The following is an 18,998-nucleotide window of genomic DNA, read 5'->3' as shown; positions in this document are numbered from 1 at the left end:
GCTCGCCTCCTATAGAAAAATAACAATAACAGCGCCTGGAGTATCCGCACCATGTCGCACCCCGCCTTTGCTCACCTGTTCGCGCCGTTGCAGCTGCGCGGAAAACGCCTGAAAAACCGCATCATGTCCAGCGGGCATGACACCTCGATGCCCACCGACAACCGAGTCAACGCGCAGTTGATCGCCTATCACCGTGCGCGAGCCGAAGGCGGCGTGGGGCTGATTGTGCTGCAGGTGGCCGGGGTGCATGACAGCGCGCGGTACACCTCGCATGTGCTGATGGCCACCGACGACGCCTGCATCGAGGGCTACCGCGAATTGGCCCAGACCTGCCATGCCCACGGCACTGTGGTGCTGTCGCAGATCTTTCATCCGGGCCGCGAAATCATGGAGTCGGCAGACGGTTTGCTGGCAGTGGCGTACTCCGCGTCGGGGGTGCCCAACGAGCGGTTTCGGGTGATGCCTCGGGCGCTGGATCACGCGATGATCGATGAGATCGTCACCGGCTACGCAGCAGCGGCCAGGCGCTTGCATCAGGCGGGAATTGACGGGGTGGAAGTGGTTGCCAGCCATGGCTACCTGCCGGCGCAGTTTCTCAACCCACGGGTTAACCGGCGTACCGATCAATACAACGGCGCGCTTGAGCAACGTCTGAGGTTTTTGAGGGAAGTGCTTGCGGCGGTACGAGCAGCGACCGATGAGCATTTCATCATCGGCCTGCGTATTTGCGCTGACGAGCGCGATGCCGAAGGGCTCACCGAAAGCGAATCCCTGGAAGCCGTGCTATGCCTGCAAACTCAACTGGACTATGTGCACATCGTCGCCGGCACGTCGGCGTCAACGGGCGGTGCGATCCATATCGTGCCGCCCATGGCCATTGCTGCCGCGTACCTCGCGGACGAAGCCGCCAGGTTCAAGGCCAGCCTGTCGATTGCGTTGTTTGTCACCGGGCGGATCAATCAGCCTCAGGAGGCCGAGTTGATCCTGGCGCGCGGCCAGGCCGATGTGTGCGGCATGACCCGCGCCTTGATTTGCGACCCGCTGATGCCCGCCAAAACCCTCGAAGGCCGCGTCGAAGATGTGCGCGCATGCATCGCCTGCAACCAGGCGTGCATCGGGCACTTTCACAAGGGTTTGCCGATTTCCTGTATCCAGCATCCTGAAACCGGGCGCGAGCTGAGCTTCAGTCGCCTGCTGCCGGCGTTGAGGCCCAAACGCATCATGGTGGTCGGCGGTGGCCCGGCCGGCATGAAAGCGGCGGCCGTGGCCGCGCAACGCGGCCATGACGTAACGTTGTATGAGGCCAGTGCGCAATTGGGCGGGCAGGTGCTGTTGGCGCAGTTGCTGCCACGGCGCAGTGAATTCGGTGGCGCCAGCACCAACCTGCAACGCGAGATGGCGCTGGCGGGTGTTCGCGTGGTGCGCAATACCCGCGTCGACCGTGCGCTGGTGGAACAGGCGCAGCCCGATCACGTCATCGTCGCCACCGGCGCCGAGCCCTATTGGCCGGCCTTCGAGCAAGGTGGAGCGTTGCAGGTGGTGGACGCCTGGCAGGTGTTGCGCGATCACGTCACGCTGGGGCGTTCGGTGGTGGTGGTCGACTGGCGTTGCGACTGGATCGGGCCCGGTATTGCCGAACGCCTGGTACGCGCCGGCCATCACGTGCAATTGGCGGTGAACGGCACCCACTGCGGGGAAAACCTGCCGCTGTACGTCCGCGATCAACTCGCGGGAGAGCTGCATCGACTGGGCATCCCGATCATCCCCTATGCGCGTCTGTACGGCTGCGACGACAACACCGTCTACCTGCAACACACCGCCAGTGGCGAGCCGATGCTGCTGGAAAATATCGACAGCCTGGTGTTGTGCCAGGGGCATCAGCCAGTGGACACTCTGGGCGCAGAACTGGCGGGGCGGGTGCCCTTTGAGCGCATCGGCGACTGCCTCGCACCGCGCACCGCCGAAGAGGCGATTTACGAAGGACTCAAGGTCGCATGGAACCTTTGAACGACGAACCGCAGCAACTGTTTCTCGGCACGCGCATCCGTGGTTTGCGCAAGGCGCGTGGCATGACACTGACCGAACTGGCTCGCAGCAGCGCGTTGACCGCCGGCTATCTCAGCCAGTTGGAGCGAAATCTTGCGTATCCGTCGATCCCGGCGCTGTTCAACATCGCCCGCAGCCTCGGGGTGACGATCCAATGGTTTTTCGCCAGTCAGAGCATGCCCGCCGAGGCGGATGAAGGCTATGTGGTGCGCCAGAACAATCGCCAGAGCATTCGCTATGAAGATGGCATCGTCGACCAATTGCTGACACCGTTGCCCAACCATCAACTGGAAATGCTGCAATCGAGCTTTCCGCCCGGCGCCTACAGCCAGCAGAGCTACAGCCATGAAGGCGAGGAAGCGGGCTATGTGTTGAGCGGGCAGTTTGAGCTGTGGGTGGGCGATCGGCATTTTGTGCTGGATGCCGGTGACAGCTTCAGCTTTGCCAGCAGCGAACCGCATCGCTATGGCAACCCGGGCAAGGTAGAGACGCGAGTCATCTGGGTGATTACGCCGCCAACGTTTTGAGCCGCTTGCGTTGATAAACGGCGCGGTGTGAAGCTACTGGCCCAGAAAGCGGTAATCCGCGCTGTAGGGCTCGACGTGCAATTGGCCGGCCTGCGCGCAGCTGCCGCTGAACACACCGCCCAAGGTGTGCAAGCGCTCCACCGCCACCACGTGCGCGAGTCCGCCCTCCCCCAGGTGCGTCACCACATCAAGACGCAACAAGGGGATATCGGTTGCACGGGCGCCAGGCGCCTGAGCGATGACTTTGCCGACCACCGCACTGCGATCATCCAGTTGCCACGTTGGCCCCACGAAGTGTCGGCCAACGGTCTTGCCGTTGATCATCAGCGTGGCCAGCGGCTCGCGGAACTGCCAGGTCAATTGGCCGCTGCTGTCCTTGGTGCAGGTGTAGATCTGCACGCCGCTGGCCTGCACGGTCATCAGCACGTTTTTCGCCGCGCCAGCCGCTGGCTCCGGCAAGTCCTGGGCCTGGGCCCGTTGCGCATCGATCGCGCAAATCACCAGCACAATCAGGCCGATGACCTGCAGCACCATCAGTAACAGGCGATTGCGGCGCGCCGCGATAGCGGAGTCGGTGCTGCTCATTTTGCGCCTGCCGAGAGAGGAGTCGAAAAGGGTCGGGTTCGTCATCAAAAAATCCGTCAGTGGTCGAACGTGGCTGGTTATCAGCCTCTGCAGGATGAACATCCGACCCCAAGTGTTTATTCCCGACTATTTTTCAAACCGGGTAAAAACGCCTCGCCTACCAAACCTCGACCTTCAACTCCGCGCGCTGGCTGGTGGGCATGGCAAGCGCCTTACCGCTGTGCACCACGCCATGGCGCGGTGACTCGCGCTTGAGGTTGGGCACCGGTATCCGCCCGCCGCCACGCACGGTCTGCGCGCCATTCATCTGGAACTTGCCATAGGCGAAATTGAGCCCCACACCGTTTTGACGCTGGAAGTAAATCCACCAGCGCCCTTCTTCGAACTTCATGAAAGCGAACCCGCGCGGATAAGCATCCTCGCCATAATCGTCAAACGTCATGGCCGTCGCCAAGCCCAGCCCGTGCCCGTCAAAACGGTTCAGGTATTCCTTGTTCAGGTAATCGCTGCCGCCCTGCACGTGGAACACGCGGTAGGTGGTGTCATCGATATGATCGATCAGGATCGAGCACCCGCTGAAGTCCGGCGTGAACACATACCCGGTCGCACCGGGGTTGGCGGGGATGTCGCAAAAACTGCCCTGGGGCACCCAATGCGCCATAAGCGGACGCTCGACCTTGCCGTACTCGCCCGGCTTATCCAGGGTCGCCAGCCGATAACCGCCGGCCTTGTGGTCGTTGACGTCAAATACCGTGAGGCCGGCCACTATCCCCGAGGGAATGCGCTTGGCCGTCATGAAGTTCTGTTGCAGGAAAGTCTTGGTGGACGTAAACGCGTTCATGCATTGGGTAGTCATAAGGGCTCCGGGCAGAGGGAGTTGCGGGCGTGTTGCCGGTCCTGCGCAAACGCCGTTCGAATCAGGGGAAACCATGAGAAGAACACCCGCCTCGCAGGCTTTATTCCATGATTTCGCTTAATCGAAATCAGCCTTTTCCATGCAGATAATTGTCTTCTTCATACGCCTCTTCAGCCGGTAGCCTTCGGCCCTGCGACGCCTTGCGCACGCACGAACACCGGCTGCACACAACAGCATCGGTGCCAGCCCCCAGCAGCTCGACAGATGGCGCCCACGTGAAAAAACTTTCGATAGCCCTTTTGCTCGCCAGCCTGGCCCAGCTACCGCTGGCGCAGGCCGCGCCAGCCAACATCGGCGTGATCGCCTACGCGGAAAAACCGCTGACGCTGATTCGCGCCACCAGCCTCTACACCGTGGGCCCCGGTACGCGCCTGCAAGGTGGCGATATTGTGCAAACCGGCGCCGCCGGCATACAGATCGAAGGTCTCGCGGCGGCTGACCTGGCACTGGGGCCAAACACGCGCATTCTCATCGCCACCAACAGCAAAGCGGCGCAAATCAACGTGCTCGATGGCTGGCTGAAACTGCAACCGGTCGCGGGTAACAATCACGCGAACCTGGCGGTGACCACCGGCGGGTTGGCGTTCACCCTGACCCACAGCGCCAGCGTGATTCATGTCGGTAAGCGCCAGACCGAGATCTTTGTTGAAGACGGCAGCCAAGTGGTCAGCGAACTCGATAGCCACAGCAAGGCCGGTCGCGATGTCACCCTCGGCCATGAAGATTTCGCCCAAAGGGTCGGTGACGCACCGCTCAGGATCGTGCCCCGCCCCGAGCAAGCTTTTATCGACGCCCTGCCCCCGCAGTTCCTCGACCCGCTGGTGCCCCTGGGCAAGAAAACACCCAAGGCGCCCGAGCTGAAAAAACAGCGTGAGGTGACCTACGAAGACATCGCCCCCTGGGTGGTCAGCCCGCTGAACCTTAGCCAGCAGATGCTCGCCAGCCGCTTTGCCCCGCGCCTCAACGACCCGGCATTTTTGCAGGCGGTGAAAACCAACCGAGGCGGCGTACTGGCGTGGGAGCTGGAACTGTTGCGCCTGGAACGCCGCAGGAATGCGCACTGATCCTCACCACGCCGTTACCCGAAGGTCCTTATGAAATTGTCGCTCGCGGTTAAATTCAACGTGGTGTTCCTGGCGGTGTTTATCTTAGGTTTTATCGCCACCAGCCTCTCCACTCACTACATGCTCCAGCAAAGCGCACGCCGCGAAACCCTGGAAACCGCGCGCATGCTGATGCGCTCGGCCTCCGCGGCCAGCACCTACACCGCCGAGCAGATCGTGCCGCTGTTGGAGAACCGCCTGAAATTTCAGTTCGTGGCGCAATCGGTGCCGGATTTCGCGGCCATTTCGCACCTGCAGGAGCTGCTCAAGTCCTACCCGGACTACGCCTATAAGGAAGCCACTCTCAACCCGACCAACCCTCGCGACCTGGCAAATGACTGGGAAAAAACCCTGATCAACTCGCTGCGCGATCAGCCGCAAACTGCCGAAATGGTCGGTGAACGCAACGACGACAAAGGCGCCTCGCTGTACATCGCGCGGCCGATTCAGATCAAGGACGGTGCCTGCCTGGCATGTCACAGCACCCCGGACGCCGCGCCGAAAACCATGGTCGATATCTACGGCGCGGTTAACGGTTTTGGCTGGAAGCTCAACGACACCATTGGTGCGCAATTGGTCACGGTGCCACTCGACTTGCCGCTGCAACGCGCCAGGAGCCTGCTGCACAGCTACATGGTGTCGATGCTGGGGATTTTTGCGGTGTTGTTTGTGGCGTTGAACGTGGCGGTGCACCTGTTTGTCACCCGGCGCCTGCGGCAGATGTCGGCGCTGGCCGACCGGGTCAGCCTGGGCGACACCGATGTGCCGCAGATGGACGTTAGCGGCAACGACGAGCTGGCGCGCCTGGGCCAGTCGTTCGGCCGTATGCGCACCAGCCTGGTCAGCGCCATGAAGATGCTAGAGGAATAGGTCCGCGATCATGCTTGAACAACTGGGCAAATACCGCATCGACAGCGTGCTCGGCAAAGGCGCGATGGGCACGGTATACAAGGCGTACGACCCGAACATCGCCCGCACCGTGGCGCTCAAGACGATCCGCAAGGAACTGTTCGGTGACAGCCAGCACGCCGAGTTGGTCAGCCGCTTCAAGAACGAAGCCCAGGCGGCCGGCCGGCTGATGCACCCCAACATCGTCGGCGTGTACGACTACGGCGAGGACGAAGGCTCGGCGTACATCGCCATGGAGTTCGTTGAAGGCACACCCCTCAATACGTTGCTGGCGGCGCCAACGCCGCGCGACCTGAGCCACAGCCTCGGCTGGATGCGCCAGTTGCTGTCGGCATTGGAATACGCCCACTCCAAAGGCGTGGTGCACCGCGACATCAAGCCCGCCAACCTGCTGATCACGGCCGAAGGCAAGGTCAAGGTCACCGACTTCGGCGTGGCTCGTCTGGATTCCTCCACGCTGACCCAGACCGGCTCGATGATCGGCACGCCCAGCTACATGTCACCTGAGCAGTTCTGCGGCGACGTGATTGACGGGCGTTCCGATGTGTTTTCCGCCGGCATTGTGCTGTACCAATTGCTCACCGGCGAGCGCCCGTTCTCGGGCTCGGCGACCATGGTCATGCAGCAAATTCTCAACCAGACCCCGGTGGCGCCATCGAGCCTGAACCTGGCGCTGGACCCGGCCCTGGACAGCGTGATCGTGCGCGCGCTGGCCAAACGCCCCGCCGCACGCTACTCCTCGGCGCAGGCTTTTCTTGACGACCTGGAAGCCTTGCCGGGCACCACCACCGGCACCTGGATCAACGCCGAGATCGACGACGATCGCACCGTGCTGATGCGGCCGAACCCGCCGCTGAGCAGTGGCGTCAACCACCTGCCCAGCGCCACGGTCGCCATGACGCAAGCCGTGGAGACGCTCACCCCGTGGAAGCTCGCGGTGATGCCTGAACTGGAGTCGCTGCTGTCCCATCAGATCGGGCCACTGGCGCGTTTTCTGGTGCGTAAGAGCCTGAATGGCGCGGACGATTTCGACGCGATTTGCGCGGCGCTGCTGCCGCACATTCCGTCCGAGCGCGGCCGTGAGCAATTCACCCGCGCCAGCCAGTCATTGTTCTTGCGGCTCAACCCACCGACAGCCGTCGAGCCCGTCAGCGAACCCACCGCTGTCGAGTTGCCCGCAACCGTCAACAGCGTCACCGAGGCAATGCCGGACCCTATTGACCCGGCCCTCTCACACATGGCGGAGAAACGCCTGGCCGTGCTGATCGGCCCCATTGCTCGCATCGTGGTCAGCCGCGCCCTGCGCGCCACCTCACTGCGCCAGCCGTTCCTGCAACAGCTGGCCGAGCACATCGAGAGCGAGGCCCAGCGCCTGGCGTTCCTCAACAGCTTCGAGCCCCTTCCATGACCGATTCCCCACTCAGCGCCTGCGGGCCTCATTGTCTGGCCTCTGCGGTTGCTTATGGGGTCAGTGATGTCGGTTCGGTGCGCCAGCGTAATGAAGACAACTTCCTGATTGAGCCGGCCATGGGGCTGCTGGCCGTGGCTGACGGCATGGGCGGTCACGAAGCGGGGGCGTTGGCCAGCGCCGAGGCACTCACCCGTTTGCGCCAGGCGCTCAAGGCTCACAGTGTCGAGGTGGTCAATGACGGCGCCGACCCGGACGCCACCTGGTCGGACCCGGACATGCAAGCCGCCAGCCTGCTGCACAACGCCATTGATCAGGTGAACCACTGCGTCTACCAGCAAAACGTGGCCCGTCACATGAGCGAAGGCAGCGGCATGGGCACCACCCTCACCGGCGTGTGGCGCCCACAGGGTGAAGGGCCGCTGCTGATATTTCACGTGGGCGACAGCCGCCTGTACCGCTACCGCGACGGCGAGTTGAGCCTGCTGACCCGCGATCAGACCTGGTACCAGCAAGCCCTCGAAGCCGGCAAGGTCGACCGGCTGCCCGCGCGTAATCTGTTGCTGCAAGCCGTTGGCCCCGCACCACGGGTGGAGCCGCAAGTGCGTGTGCAACCCGTGCAACCGGGTGATCTGATGATGCTGTGCAGCGACGGCTTGCACGGCTGCGTGCCCCACCAGGAAATGCTTCAGGTCCTCGCCATGGCCCGTCGCGACACGCTGGAAACCGCGTGCCAACGCCTGATCGACCTCACCCGCGAATACGCCGGGCGGGATAACGTGACGGTATTGCTGGCGTGGTTCGACCGCTGAGCGATGTCACGGCCACTTGAATACCTCATCGACCGGCACGCGATAACCGGTGGCCAGGCGGTTGGTTTGATTGGCCATGCCAACCACCGCCTGCAACTCGCCGAACATCGCGTCCGTCATACCGGCCTTGCGCGCGGCGGCCGTGTGGGAGGCGATGCAATAGGGGCAATTGTTGGTCACGCTGACAGCCACGTAGAGCAACTCCTTGGTCAGCGGGTCCAGTGCGCCGGGAGCCATGATTTCCTTGAGGCTTTCCCAGGTGCGGCGCAGGGTCGGCGGGTGGGCGGCCAGGCATTTCCAGAAGTTATTCACCTGGTCAACCTTGCGTGTCTGCATGATGTCGTCATACACCGCGCGCACCTCGGGGCTGGCGTCGGCGTATTCGGTCAAGTGTTGGGTCATGGCATGTTCCGGGCTGACAATGGGTGTTCTGGAATACCGTGCGGCGCCCACCTGTGGCAAGTGAAGCCGCATTTTTTATCGCGGCGACACTCGTGACTTCTGGTAAAGAGTCCTTTTCGGGATCGGCGGTTTTTCCAAAGGAACGTCGGGTGGATACTCGACTCCATTGTTCACCCCCCTTCAGGAGTTACAGATGTCTATCCCTACGCAAAACGTTCCCGCCTTCGGCCTTGGCACCTTCCGCCTGCAAGGCCAAGTGGTAATCGACTCTGTGAGCACGGGCCTGGAACTGGGCTACCGCGTCATCGATACCGCGCAGATCTACGAGAACGAAGCGGATGTCGGCCAAGCCATTGCCGACAGCGGCGTGCCACGTGATGAACTGTTCATCACCAGCAAGATCTGGATCGCCAATTTCGCCGAAGGCCAGTTGATTCCCAGCCTGCGTGAAAGCCTGCGCAAACTGAAGACCGACTACCTGGACCTGACCCTGATCCACTGGCCGTCGCCGGAAGACCAGGTGCCTGTCGCCCAATTCATGGGCCAGTTGCTGGAAGCCAAGCGCCTGGGCCTGACGCGCCAGATCGGTATTTCCAACTTCACCATCGACCTGATGAAGCAGGCGATTGCTGCGGTGGGCGCCGAAAACATCGCCACCAACCAGGTCGAACTGCACCCCTACCTGCAAAACCAGAAGGTGGTGGATTTCGCCACCGCCCACGGTATCCAGATTACGTCGTACATGACCCTGGCCTACGGCGAAGTGCTCAAAGACCCGGTAATCCAGCAGATCGCCGAACACCACCAAGCCACTGCGGCGCAAGTGACCCTCGCGTGGGCCATGCAATTGGGCTATGCGGTGATTCCGTCGTCAACCAAGCGTGCCAATCTGGACAGCAACCTCAAGGCTCTGCAATTGACCTTGAGCGCCGCCGACATGGCGCAGATCGCCGGCCTGGAGCGCGGCCATCGCCTGACCAGCCCTAAAGGCATCGCCCCGAAGTGGGACTAAACCCCCGCCGCCGGCGTGCGGGATAGCTCCCGCAGCCACGGCAATACCCGCAGGCCCCGGTGGGCCTCGGGTGGGTCGATGATGTCCATGAAGTGCTCAAGGTTGACGGTGTCCGGCATGCCGGGCAGCCGGACCAGCAGCGTCGGCGGTACCCCGCCTGGAATATCCAGGTCCTGATGGTCATAGACCAGTACATGGCGCACCTGGGGCTGCGGCTCGCCGGCCTGGGCCGCCAACCCCGCATTAATGATCAGTACGTCGAATGGCTCGGCCGGGATGGCGGTAAGAACCTCAACTTCTTCAAGGGTTTGCACCGGAACAATCCGGTGGTACCCCAGTTGGTTGAGCATTTTTTCGATGTACAGCCGTTGCAGGTGCTGTTCATCGGCAATCAGGATGGTCAGTGCTTTGTTCGGCATGGCAAACCCCTGGGCAGGCTGTGCTCGTCAGTGAGCGTGGCCCATTTTCCAGACATATCCCGAAGACAAAATCAGGTATGTTCCCCCTTGATGTAGGAGTTCTCCCAAATCCACTGAACGGCCATCAACCGCGCTCAGCACCGAGCGTAAAACTGCTCAGCCGCCGATGCAGATCGTCGAGGGCTTCGCCTACCGCTTCAACCGCCATGCCCAACGCGTCGCCCTCCTGGCGTTGACACACCTCCTCGAGCGTTTCGCAGCGGGTTATCAGCGTGTGCGCCCTGACCAGCCGTGCGCCGCCCTTGGCGCGGTGGGCGAGGTCATGCAGTTCGCGAAAATTCAATTGGCGGTGCAGCACCGGCAGCAGCGCGCGGTCTGCCTCAAGGCTTTCGAGCAAGGGTATCAACAGTTCATGGAGCGCCGCGTCATCGTCCCCCGTCAGCGTGATCAGGGCGCTCAAATCAAATGCCTGCTCAACGTCTGATACCCCTGGGCTGGTCGCAAGCGCAGCCAGTGCCGAGCGCAAGTCCTCAAGACCTGCGGGTTTGAACAAGCATGTATCCATGCCTGCCTGTCGGCAGCGCTCGGTTTCCTCCGGTTGCGCGTTAGCGGTAAAGCCCAGCAGCAAGCACGGCACCAAGCCTTGCGCACGCTCCTGTGCGCGGATATCACGCGCCAAGGTGTAGCCATTCTTGAGGGGCATGTTGCAATCGGTGATCACCACATCCGGGTGCTCGGCTTGCCAGCATTCAAGCCCTTGCACACCGTCTTCGGCCAGGGTGATGCGATGCCCCAGAAAGCGCAATTGGCGCGCCAGCAGCAAGCGATTGGCCGGGTAGTCGTCGACCACCAAAATGCTCAGTACGCGGCCCGGTCGGGCCACTGGCGCCGGCCCGGCACGCTCGACTGGCGCTGCGGTGGCCCTGGCCAACGTCAACGTCATGTCCACGCGCGTGCCCTGCCCGGGCACACTGCTCAACTGCAGCGTGCCGCCCAGCATTTCACACAGGCTGCGGCTGATCACCAGCCCAAGCCCCGAGCCGCTGCGCGCTGATTGTTCGGTGTTGCTGCCCTGGAAAAACGGGTTGAACAGACGCTGCTGGTCTTCACTGCTGATGCCAATGCCGGTGTCTTCCACCCATAACACGAGGTCCAGATGGCCAGTGTCAGACCCCGATGCACTGCGCCCGCCCAGACGTACCTGGCCCTGGGCCGTGAACTTGATCGCATTGCTCAGCAGGTTGGACACCACCTGCTTGAACCGCAAGGAGTCGATCAGCACCGGATAATCAATCAGCGGGTCGAGTTCCACCTGCAACGCCAGGCCTTTGGTTCGCGCCAGCCCCTCGAACACCCGCGCCACCGAGGTGAGCAATTCATGCAGATTGGCCGGCGCCAGGGTCAGGGACAAGTGACCGGATTCGATCCGGGAAATATCCAGAATATCGCCAATCAGCTCCAGCATGCCGCGCGACGCAACCGAGGCGACCTCCAGGGCATCGCGGTCGACGCGCCCCTGTTCGGCGTTGGCGAGCGCCAGTTCAATCATGCCGATCACCGCGTTCATCGGTGTGCGAATCTCATGGCTCATGGTTGCCAGAAACGTGGTCTTGGCGCGGTTGGCGGCATCGGCGTCTTCCTTGGCCTCCTGCAACTGGCCCAACAGCCGTTGGCGTTCGCTCACATCCACCCAGCCGGCAATCATGCCCACCACGTTTTCGTCCCCATCACGGTACGGCAGCATCCAGTGGTAAATGGTCAGCACCTTGCCACTCGGCAACGTGAGTAGCCGGTCATTGATCTGCGGCTCGCCGCGCACCATCAACCGCAGGTAATCCTCATGGAAGGACCGCGACTGCGCAGAGTTGCCGCTGTCGGCTTCTATCACGGTCTTGCCGATCACCGCCTCGGCCTTGAAGCCGAACACGTCCAGGTAAGCGCTGTTGCACGCCATCAGCCGGCCCTGGCGGTCGCGCACATAAATGGGATAGGGCGTGCCGTCGATCAATACGCCCATAAAACGCATCTGGTCGCTCAACGCCCGTTCCGCCTGCGCGCGCTTGCGGATCAGGCTGCGCAGGTAAATCGCCCAGCCGGAGGTGATCAGCAGCAACAACGCCGCCAGGCCAAAGCCTTGAATGATCGCGCTGCGGTGACGCAACCAATGGTCTTCAATGATCACATCCGTGCGCCATTGGCTGACCAGCTCATCCATCTCCTGCGGAGGGATACTCAGCAACGCTTTGTCGAGTATCGAGTACAGCTCCAGCTGGCCGCGATTGACGCCGAACGTCATGCGTGCCGGCTCGGCGCCGACGGTACTGGTCACGCGCAAGCGGTCGCGGTACTGCTGGGCGATCAGGTAACGCGCATTGATCAATGAGTTGACTGCCCCTTCGGCAGCGCCGCTGGCCACCAGCGCCATGGCTTCGGTGGGGTTTCGCGCCGCCACAAAGTTAATCCCCGGGTAATCGCGGTTGATGACGTCGCGCACGGCATTGCCACTGCTGATCGCGAGACGCTTGCCGACCATGTCCTCCAGGGTCATCGTGCCAGGGTCGTCATTGCGGGTGACCAGCACCACCGGGTTGGTCAGGTAGGGTCGGGTAAAGCGCACCTGATCAGAGCCTTCGATACTGGGCGTCACCACCGCCATCATGTCGGCGCGGCCTGTACTGACCGCGTCAATCTGCTGAGGCATCGAGCCGCCGGACACGACATCGAACTTCAAGCCGGTACGCAGGCTGATCCGCGACAGTACATCGGCACTCAACCCCTCCAGTCGCCCTTGTGCGGTGAAGGACGCCAACGGCAGCATCTGCTCGGACGCCACTACCCTGACCCGCGGGTGTTTCTCCAGCCAACGCTGCTCACTGGTGCTCAAGTGCAACCGCTCGGCACCGAGCAGGCCCAGGTTGTCACCGTTCCAGCGACGCAATATTTCCATCTGTTCGTTCGCCGGGATTGCCCTCAGCGCAGTGTTGACGATGCGCAGCAAGCGCGTGTTGTCCCGGAGCACGGCAAAGGCGAAGGAATTGGATTCCAGCGTGGAAAAATCCGCCATTTGCACATTGTTCAAGTGGTTGCGGTTGATCTGGTAATTGGCAGAGATGGCGTCGCCCAGGTAGACATCGGCGCGACCGAACGCGACGGCGCCAATGGCTTCGAAAATAGACGGAAACAGCTCCACGTGGGCCTTGGGGTAAAAAGCCTCAACCACGTCGGGCGGCATGTAGTGATAGAGCATGGCGATGCGCTTGCCTGCGAGGCCGACACTCAGGGATTGGCTGTCGCCGGTGCGGGTAACCAGCACCGGCTGGTCATTGGCGTAAGAACGCGAAAGCACCAGTTGCGGGTCGCCCGCCTCAAAACCATTGGACGTCCCAAGCAGGTCAATGGCGCCTTGCTTGAGGGCTTCGAGCACCTCGTCGCGGGTGTCGTAGCGCCGCACTTCAACGCTGATATTCAGCGCCTGGGCGAGCAACCCGGCATAGTCCGCCGTGATGCCTTCGATTTCGTCGTTGTTGTTGGTCAGTTCGAAGGGCCCGTAGTCGGGCGCGGAAACGCCCATCAGCAACACACGCCGCCCCCGCAACCACTGCCAGTCGGCTTCGCCCAGCGTTACGGAGTGGCCATTGAGGCTGGAGTGCCCCAGCAGGCGCAGGTTTTGCGGCTGATCAAGGGCACTGGCCATCATCGGCAGCACGCCCATCAACAGCGCAATGATGAACCGTCGCATCGGCGCAAGGATCATGTCGAATCAGATCAGATGATTACGCTGTGCAAACTTGGCCATGTGGACCACAGACGACATGCGCAGCTTCTCCTTGAGTCGCGTTTTATAGGTGCTGATGGTCTTGTGGCTGAGTAACATCTGATTGGCAATTTCGTTATTGCCCAAGCCCAGGGCCAGCATCTGCAACACCGCCAACTCGCGATCTGACAGGGCTTGCACCAGTTCCTGTTCCGTGGACTGCAGATCGTCACGGCGCACTGAACTGCTCGGCAAGCTGGGGAAGCAACTGTAGTTTGACATCACCGCTTTGATAGCCTTTTGCAGCTCATCGAGCTCACCGGTCTTGGCCACGAATCCCATGGCCCCGGCACGCATGCAACGCGCCGAAAAAAACTCCGGAAGGTACGAAGTCAGTACCAGAATCTTGCACGGCAGCCCCAACGCCTTGACCCGGCTGATCACCTCAAGCCCCCCCAGCTTCGGGATGGCCAAATCAAGAATGATCAACGCCGGACGCCCCTCTCTGGCCTTCTGCACAGCGTCCGCACCGTTGCCCGCTTCATCGATTTCGGTGAACCCTTCCAGCGTCAGCAGGTGCCGGACGGTTTTACGGATAAACGGATGATCATCAACTATTAGCGCTTTAGTCATAAAACTCCCCTGAGAGGATAAGTACCCTTACACATGACACGGGACACAGGTACCTGTGAGAAATGACAGTGCCGACCAGCGGTGCTGCACCTACTCAGGACAATAACCAGGCTGTTCCTGGTCCCTTCGATTGAAACCGGCCGAACACGTACAGCCAAACCGATGCCGCCGGCTAGCTGCAAGCGCGCAACCTTAGCAACGAAATGACGTTTCATCGGAAGGGATAGTCCCAAGCGTATGTAGGACTTTTCCTCACGAAACATGACCAAGCCAGCGCCTGGTCATGCGTGAGGCGCGCCGGTCAATCAGTGGTACTCGGGCTCCAGAAGGCCTGCACCACCAGGGTCGATGCGGAAATACGCGCTACCAGCGCATCCAGTTCGTCGCCGTCTACCGAGGTGGCGACTAGGGTGGCCTCGATCTCCACTTCCTCACTGCCAAATGGCCGAACGTCAACGTCGCTCGCCGGGTAGTTGCAGCGCGCCAGCTCGGCTTCGAGCAACACCATCACCGCCTGTTGCTGGCTGCGCCGCGCGATGACATAGAGGATGTTGGTCACCTCTGCCGACACCACGTCCAGAGGCTGACGGTTGATGTTGTTGACGATCGGGCGCAGCAGCGTGTTGGCCGCCAACACAAACAGCGTGCCCAGCAGCGCTTCGAGGATCAGGTCGGCGCCCGCACAAGCGCCCACGGCTGCCGAGGCCCAGAGGGTGGCGGCAGTGTTGAGACCGCGCACGTTGCCTTCTTCGCGCATGATCACGCCAGCGCCCAGAAAGCCGATGCCCGAGACCACATACGCGACCACCCGAACCGCGCCTTCCGCGCCGCCCAGCCGGTTGGCCATGTCGACAAAAATCGCCGCGCCCACGGCCACCAGCACATTGGTGCGCAAACCTGCCGTGCGTTGGCGGTACTGACGCTCGAAGCCGATCAAGCCACCGAGGATAAACGCCGCGCTGAGGCTGACGACCGTATCGACCAAGGAATTGAGGTTGATGTTGTTGATTGCTTGCATAGGAAATCCTCCCTGTTTATTGCCAGCCAAACTTACAGATATAGAAACCCTTCCCCGCCTGGGTCAGCGACTGTGCAGAAACGGGATGTTCGAGATGCGGATCATGCGCACGATCAGCGTCCGGGTCGGCAGCCGGTTGAATGGGTGCCACGCGGGCACTCGCCACACCAGCTGCCTGCTTGTGCTCGACCTCATTGACACCGTACTGCACGCGCAAGGCAGTGGCATTACGGGTGCTGACACCCTCGCACGAGCGACAGGCCCGGTCCGCAGCAAGCCGGCGAAGAACGCCCTGAGCCGTATGAGATGCATGGTGTAACTCCTGCGCGAGGAAACCTTCGTGCAGGTACGACCGTCTGCGCCGCGCCGGTTTGACCGGCACAGTCAGCTTGGCCCGCCCACCGTAAAAGGCAGGCGCGTCCGTAGCAGCCTGAATGCTTTCAGGTGCTGGTCAGCGTCGATGAGAGGGATGCAGGCAGGTGCCAGGACTGGCCGCTGCCGGAATGCCGCTTCTCGCTTTTTTCAGGCGAGACAACGGCACAGGAAGAATGCGCGTTATCTTGCCAAGGATGTGCCGGTTACTGAAACCGGCCGACAACTGTCACTCGAACAAGTACCCACTGAGGGTCTCCGCTATTGATGAAAACGCGCGGAGTTTACGCCGCGTTTTCGCGTGAGTAAACCGTAGGAAAGTTTACCGATGACGAACAGGCCGCTTCTTCAGGGTGAGTTCAGGAACCATTCTTCAAGCGTCACCCCGATCAAAGATGAGAGTGAAGTGGCCCCTGCGCACCAGGCTTAGGTACACCGGTTATGACGGCGTACCCGGCCGATCGCGCCCGACCTTCTCCAGGTATTCATCCATCCGGCCACCCGCCACTGCCTTGACCTGAATCGATACCGTATTCACCTGTCGCCCCATCGTGATGCCCTCGCGGGTGCGCACCGGCACATACCCAAGCTTGGGCCAGAACCGCTCGGCCCTGGTGTTGCCGACCACCACCGTCAGCCGCAGCCATTGGGCGCCTTTGCTCGCCGCCCAGGATTCGAGATCGGCATGCAACTGTCGCGCAAGCCCGGTGCCGTGCAAACGCGTATGCACCAGCAGCAATCCGATATGCCAGACCCCGGCAGCGAGCAAGTCCGCGGCAATGTTCACCACGGCGACCAACTGATCCTGCGCATCGCGGTAACCCAGCCAGTACATCCGGCTGCAGCGCCACCCTGCCGGCAAATAACCCTGCAGTTCTTCGCGCGCTTCAGTCGGCGTGGCCGGCTCGCCATTGACCGCGATGAAATAGGCCGGCGCCTGTTCGAAAAAATGCTGCAGCTCAGCCGCATCGCTGCCCAGCAATTCAACCACCCGGATGCCCGCGACGCAGCAGCCCGGCAGCGCCTCAACATCAACGTCCATGTTCACTTTCCCTCAGTCATCGCGCGTCAGCACTTCCAGCAACTCGATTTCAAAACGCAGATTGCTGTTGGGTTTGATGTGCGCGCCCATCGAACGCTCGCCATACGCCAGGTGCGCCGGTACATACAATGTGCGTACACCGCCAACGCGCATGCCCATCAAGCCTTGGTCACAACCTTTTCGTATATAACACTACCACCACCTCACAAAATCAAGTATCACAAACGATACTCATTCGCCTTGTAACGGCAATAAAGTCCCCAGAGGTGTGGCTCTTTCATCGCGACTCGTCAGAAAATACAGTGTTTGAGCGAGCTTTCTAACGTGAGGCATTTGTGAAATGATGGCTCGATGATATTTAACGCAGATTTGGCGCGTAAAAGGGACTTTTATGTCATATACGTATGGTGCTCAGCTAACTGAGTTATGTATGAAGGGCTTCCAGTGCCCCCCCCAAGGGTCTGTTCTTATTCAAAGGGATGCTTGGAGGTGGGTCGCCGACCCGGTGAGCGCACAGTGCTTCGCTCCTGTAGGTGTTCGCAATCCGCCAAGACTGCTCAAGGCAACCGATCCAGCTGAAAAATGCTCATGCTGGGGTTTATCCATGTATTGCTCTTACGACCAGAGCGTTAGCGCATTTCAGAGTGTACAAAGGAGCTTTCCTAAAGCCCGCAAAATCTTCGGAGGGTACGCCGCGAACGTACTGATAACTCCGGCTGACGGTGCATGTACCTCGGCTGATCGCTACGGTCATTTTGACTTGCATCCATTTTCGGCAAGTGCTTTGCAGAGCAGCATATCGGCCTTGAGAGCTATACCATGAGTTTTCCTCGAATCGCTGGCCCAAAGGTGGAACCAAAAGTTCTTTCCAAACATTCTTGGAATGCCGACCTTATCGAGTTTGAAGGGCCATTACTGAGCTTGTACAAAGGTGAGTTTGGTAACGACTTACTGTATGCATGGTTGGACTGTACTGAAACCCGAAATAGGTGGTGTGTAATACCCATTGGACGAAAATCGCTTAGAGATTATCTTGAGCAAGAAAAAACTCTTCTTACGGTGTATCAGGAGTCCGAATGGCTAATTATTTTCCACACCGGATCAGCCCCTAACAGAAGAAACTCGATACAGCAAACCACTTGGCAAAACTTGCCTCAAGAATATTTACCCGACCAAGATTCATATCTTGCTCCAGCAATCGCAACTCAAGCAGCCGCAAAATTAGCCGAAGAAGTCAGTGAAGAATATTTTCTGGGACTTGATGGAGATATGTACCTCGACGACATATCAGTCATCCCGAAAGTTTACCAGCAACTGTATTCATTTCACTACGGATTAGAACACTTGGATCGCAGTGCTGTGCGGGGAGCTTTAAGTCGCTTAGCTGGCAGTTGGACTGGTGGTTTTAGTGCAGTACATCTGTTTACTGGACTCAACGCTGTGACTCCGTCGATTCATCGCGCACAAGTTACCGAACTGCGATTTAACTCGCCGGGACATATTAAACTTGATCTGCTGCCAGAACTTGCTAGACGGATTGAAATATCCGCATTGCAAATCCAAAACAACGACTCCTACGTTGCACTTGAACAATATTATGCAAGCGTGTACAGATACTTCAAAGACAATAGAATCTCTGGATTTGACGATGACCGCAACCCTGTTACTGTAAACCTCACAACAGAAGTAACCGTACGCCTAAATGAACTAATAGAATTTTTCTTTCGACTAATGCAATGGGAAGGCTACAGAACGTCTTTTGCCTACCTCAACATAGACGCCCTACACCAGCTTCGCGTCCTACTCGCCTACTATAGACGACTAAGAAAATTACGACCATACCTGATTACCGGGAGACTTTTCTTAGGTGAATCGAAGCTTATAAACCCGGACGCCACTTAATGCAACGCACAACACTCAAAGTTATATTTACGATTAACAAAAAAGGCTAAACCCGTTCAAACCCAACTGCTAGTTTGGCTTGCGAGCCGGTCGCTACCAACTTTTTGATATCTTCGCTTGAAGCTAAATTTAAAGGGT

16 protein-coding genes and 1 pseudogene are annotated in these 18,998 nt (G+C 60.1%); 8 read left to right on the top strand and 9 right to left on the bottom strand.

Annotated elements, in window-relative coordinates:
* Positions 1-51 precede the first annotated feature (51 nt).
* Both AACU78_RS04215 and AACU78_RS04210 read left to right on the top strand, forming a co-directional pair.
* Positions 52-2,007 (top strand): oxidoreductase, encoded by a 1,956-nt coding sequence (locus AACU78_RS04215; protein ID WP_106579970.1) that lies wholly within the window; start codon positions 52-54, stop codon positions 2,005-2,007.
* Positions 1,995-2,573, top strand: a complete 579-nt coding sequence (locus AACU78_RS04210; RefSeq protein WP_106579969.1) for a cupin domain-containing protein — start codon at positions 1,995-1,997, stop codon at positions 2,571-2,573. Before AACU78_RS04215 ends, AACU78_RS04210 begins: the two co-directional genes overlap by 13 nt.
* Before the next feature lie 33 nt (positions 2,574-2,606).
* Here the strand turns inward: AACU78_RS04210 and AACU78_RS04205 are convergent, their stop codons facing one another.
* Both AACU78_RS04205 and AACU78_RS04200 read right to left on the bottom strand, forming a co-directional pair.
* On the bottom strand, positions 2,607-3,158 hold the full coding sequence (locus AACU78_RS04205; RefSeq protein WP_106579968.1) for a DUF3455 domain-containing protein: 552 nt from the start codon (positions 3,156-3,158) through the stop codon (positions 2,607-2,609).
* Positions 3,159-3,315: 157 nt separating this feature from the next.
* On the bottom strand, positions 3,316-4,014 hold the full coding sequence (locus tag AACU78_RS04200) for a hypothetical protein (protein WP_106579967.1): 699 nt from the start codon (positions 4,012-4,014) through the stop codon (positions 3,316-3,318).
* 275 nt (positions 4,015-4,289) lie between these two features.
* Between AACU78_RS04200 and AACU78_RS04195 the strand changes: the two genes are divergently transcribed.
* From AACU78_RS04195 to AACU78_RS04180, 4 genes are read left to right on the top strand one after another with little or no spacing between them, the layout of a single operon-like run.
* Positions 4,290-5,138 carry a hypothetical protein gene (locus AACU78_RS04195; RefSeq protein WP_106579966.1) on the top strand — a complete coding sequence of 283 codons (849 nt, stop codon included), beginning with the start codon at positions 4,290-4,292 and terminating at the stop codon, positions 5,136-5,138.
* 30 nt (positions 5,139-5,168) lie between these two features.
* On the top strand, positions 5,169-6,047 hold the full coding sequence (locus tag AACU78_RS04190) for a c-type heme family protein (protein WP_106579965.1): 879 nt from the start codon (positions 5,169-5,171) through the stop codon (positions 6,045-6,047).
* A gap of 10 nt (positions 6,048-6,057) precedes the next feature.
* Complete coding sequence (locus AACU78_RS04185) at positions 6,058-7,494, top strand: serine/threonine-protein kinase (protein ID WP_106579964.1); 1,437 nt, start codon at positions 6,058-6,060, stop codon at positions 7,492-7,494.
* Positions 7,491-8,306, top strand: a complete 816-nt coding sequence (locus tag AACU78_RS04180; RefSeq protein ID WP_106579963.1) for a PP2C family protein-serine/threonine phosphatase — start codon at positions 7,491-7,493, stop codon at positions 8,304-8,306. Before AACU78_RS04185 ends, AACU78_RS04180 begins: the two co-directional genes overlap by 4 nt.
* 6 nt (positions 8,307-8,312) lie before the next feature.
* Here AACU78_RS04180 and AACU78_RS04175 read toward each other — a convergent pair whose 3' ends face one another.
* A complete protein-coding gene (locus AACU78_RS04175) occupies positions 8,313-8,708 on the bottom strand; it encodes a carboxymuconolactone decarboxylase family protein (protein WP_106579962.1) in 396 nt (131 codons plus the stop codon).
* Positions 8,709-8,901: 193 nt separating this feature from the next.
* On the opposite strand from AACU78_RS04175, the gene dkgB reads away from it, so the two are divergent.
* On the top strand, positions 8,902-9,720 hold the full coding sequence (dkgB, locus tag AACU78_RS04170; protein ID WP_106579961.1) for a 2,5-didehydrogluconate reductase DkgB: 819 nt from the start codon (positions 8,902-8,904) through the stop codon (positions 9,718-9,720).
* Here dkgB and AACU78_RS04165 read toward each other — a convergent pair.
* From AACU78_RS04165 to AACU78_RS04140, 6 genes and pseudogenes are all read right to left on the bottom strand, one after another.
* Positions 9,717-10,139, bottom strand: coding sequence for a chemotaxis protein CheY (locus tag AACU78_RS04165; protein ID WP_106579960.1), 423 nt, complete (start codon positions 10,137-10,139; stop codon positions 9,717-9,719). The genes dkgB and AACU78_RS04165 overlap by 4 nt on opposite strands.
* 124 nt (positions 10,140-10,263) lie before the next feature.
* A complete protein-coding gene (locus AACU78_RS04160; RefSeq protein WP_106579959.1) occupies positions 10,264-13,893 on the bottom strand; it encodes a transporter substrate-binding domain-containing protein in 3,630 nt (1,209 codons plus the stop codon).
* A 6-nt stretch (positions 13,894-13,899) separates the two neighbouring features.
* A complete protein-coding gene (locus AACU78_RS04155; protein ID WP_106579958.1) occupies positions 13,900-14,526 on the bottom strand; it encodes a response regulator transcription factor in 627 nt (208 codons plus the stop codon).
* A 301-nt stretch (positions 14,527-14,827) separates the two neighbouring features.
* Positions 14,828-15,544: an MgtC/SapB family protein gene (locus AACU78_RS04150; RefSeq protein ID WP_106579957.1), complete on the bottom strand. Its 717-nt coding sequence runs from the start codon at positions 15,542-15,544 to the stop codon at positions 14,828-14,830.
* 811 nt (positions 15,545-16,355) lie between these two features.
* Positions 16,356-16,958 (bottom strand): GNAT family N-acetyltransferase, encoded by a 603-nt coding sequence (locus tag AACU78_RS04145; protein ID WP_106579955.1) that lies wholly within the window; start codon positions 16,956-16,958, stop codon positions 16,356-16,358.
* A gap of 12 nt (positions 16,959-16,970) precedes the next feature.
* A pseudogene (locus AACU78_RS04140) lies at positions 16,971-17,138 on the bottom strand (FKBP-type peptidyl-prolyl cis-trans isomerase); the annotation flags it as partial.
* 639 nt (positions 17,139-17,777) lie between these two features.
* On the opposite strand from AACU78_RS04140, the gene AACU78_RS04135 reads away from it, so the two are divergent.
* Entirely contained in the window at positions 17,778-18,860 is a 1,083-nt protein-coding gene (locus AACU78_RS04135; protein WP_146151466.1) for a DUF6575 domain-containing protein, read from the top strand.
* Positions 18,861-18,998: the final 138 nt, after the last annotated feature.

The sequence above is a fragment of the Pseudomonas sp. R9.37 genome (genome assembly GCF_963878885.1).
Lineage (GTDB): Bacteria > Pseudomonadota > Gammaproteobacteria > Pseudomonadales > Pseudomonadaceae > Aquipseudomonas.
Note: the sequence above shows the minus strand (reverse complement) of the source record. Positions and strands in the feature narration are given on the sequence as shown.

Excerpts from the sequence above, each read along its gene's own strand:
- AACU78_RS04215 (WP_106579970.1), top strand. The coding sequence starts at position 52 with ATGTCGCACCCCGCCTTTGCTCACCTGTTCGCGCCGTTGCAGCTGCGC.
- AACU78_RS04210 (WP_106579969.1), top strand. The coding sequence starts at position 1,995 with ATGGAACCTTTGAACGACGAACCGCAGCAACTGTTTCTCGGCACGCGC.
- AACU78_RS04205 (WP_106579968.1), bottom strand. The coding sequence starts at position 3,158 with ATGAGCAGCACCGACTCCGCTATCGCGGCGCGCCGCAATCGCCTGTTA.
- AACU78_RS04200 (WP_106579967.1), bottom strand. The coding sequence starts at position 4,014 with ATGACTACCCAATGCATGAACGCGTTTACGTCCACCAAGACTTTCCTG.
- AACU78_RS04190 (WP_106579965.1), top strand. The coding sequence starts at position 5,169 with ATGAAATTGTCGCTCGCGGTTAAATTCAACGTGGTGTTCCTGGCGGTG.
- AACU78_RS04185 (WP_106579964.1), top strand. The coding sequence starts at position 6,058 with ATGCTTGAACAACTGGGCAAATACCGCATCGACAGCGTGCTCGGCAAA.
- AACU78_RS04180 (WP_106579963.1), top strand. The coding sequence starts at position 7,491 with ATGACCGATTCCCCACTCAGCGCCTGCGGGCCTCATTGTCTGGCCTCT.
- AACU78_RS04175 (WP_106579962.1), bottom strand. The coding sequence starts at position 8,708 with ATGACCCAACACTTGACCGAATACGCCGACGCCAGCCCCGAGGTGCGC.
- dkgB (WP_106579961.1), top strand. The coding sequence starts at position 8,902 with ATGTCTATCCCTACGCAAAACGTTCCCGCCTTCGGCCTTGGCACCTTC.
- AACU78_RS04165 (WP_106579960.1), bottom strand. The coding sequence starts at position 10,139 with ATGCCGAACAAAGCACTGACCATCCTGATTGCCGATGAACAGCACCTG.
- AACU78_RS04160 (WP_106579959.1), bottom strand. The coding sequence starts at position 13,893 with ATGATCCTTGCGCCGATGCGACGGTTCATCATTGCGCTGTTGATGGGC.
- AACU78_RS04155 (WP_106579958.1), bottom strand. The coding sequence starts at position 14,526 with ATGACTAAAGCGCTAATAGTTGATGATCATCCGTTTATCCGTAAAACC.
- AACU78_RS04150 (WP_106579957.1), bottom strand. The coding sequence starts at position 15,544 with ATGCAAGCAATCAACAACATCAACCTCAATTCCTTGGTCGATACGGTC.
- AACU78_RS04145 (WP_106579955.1), bottom strand. The coding sequence starts at position 16,958 with ATGGACGTTGATGTTGAGGCGCTGCCGGGCTGCTGCGTCGCGGGCATC.
- AACU78_RS04135 (WP_146151466.1), top strand. The coding sequence starts at position 17,778 with ATGAGTTTTCCTCGAATCGCTGGCCCAAAGGTGGAACCAAAAGTTCTT.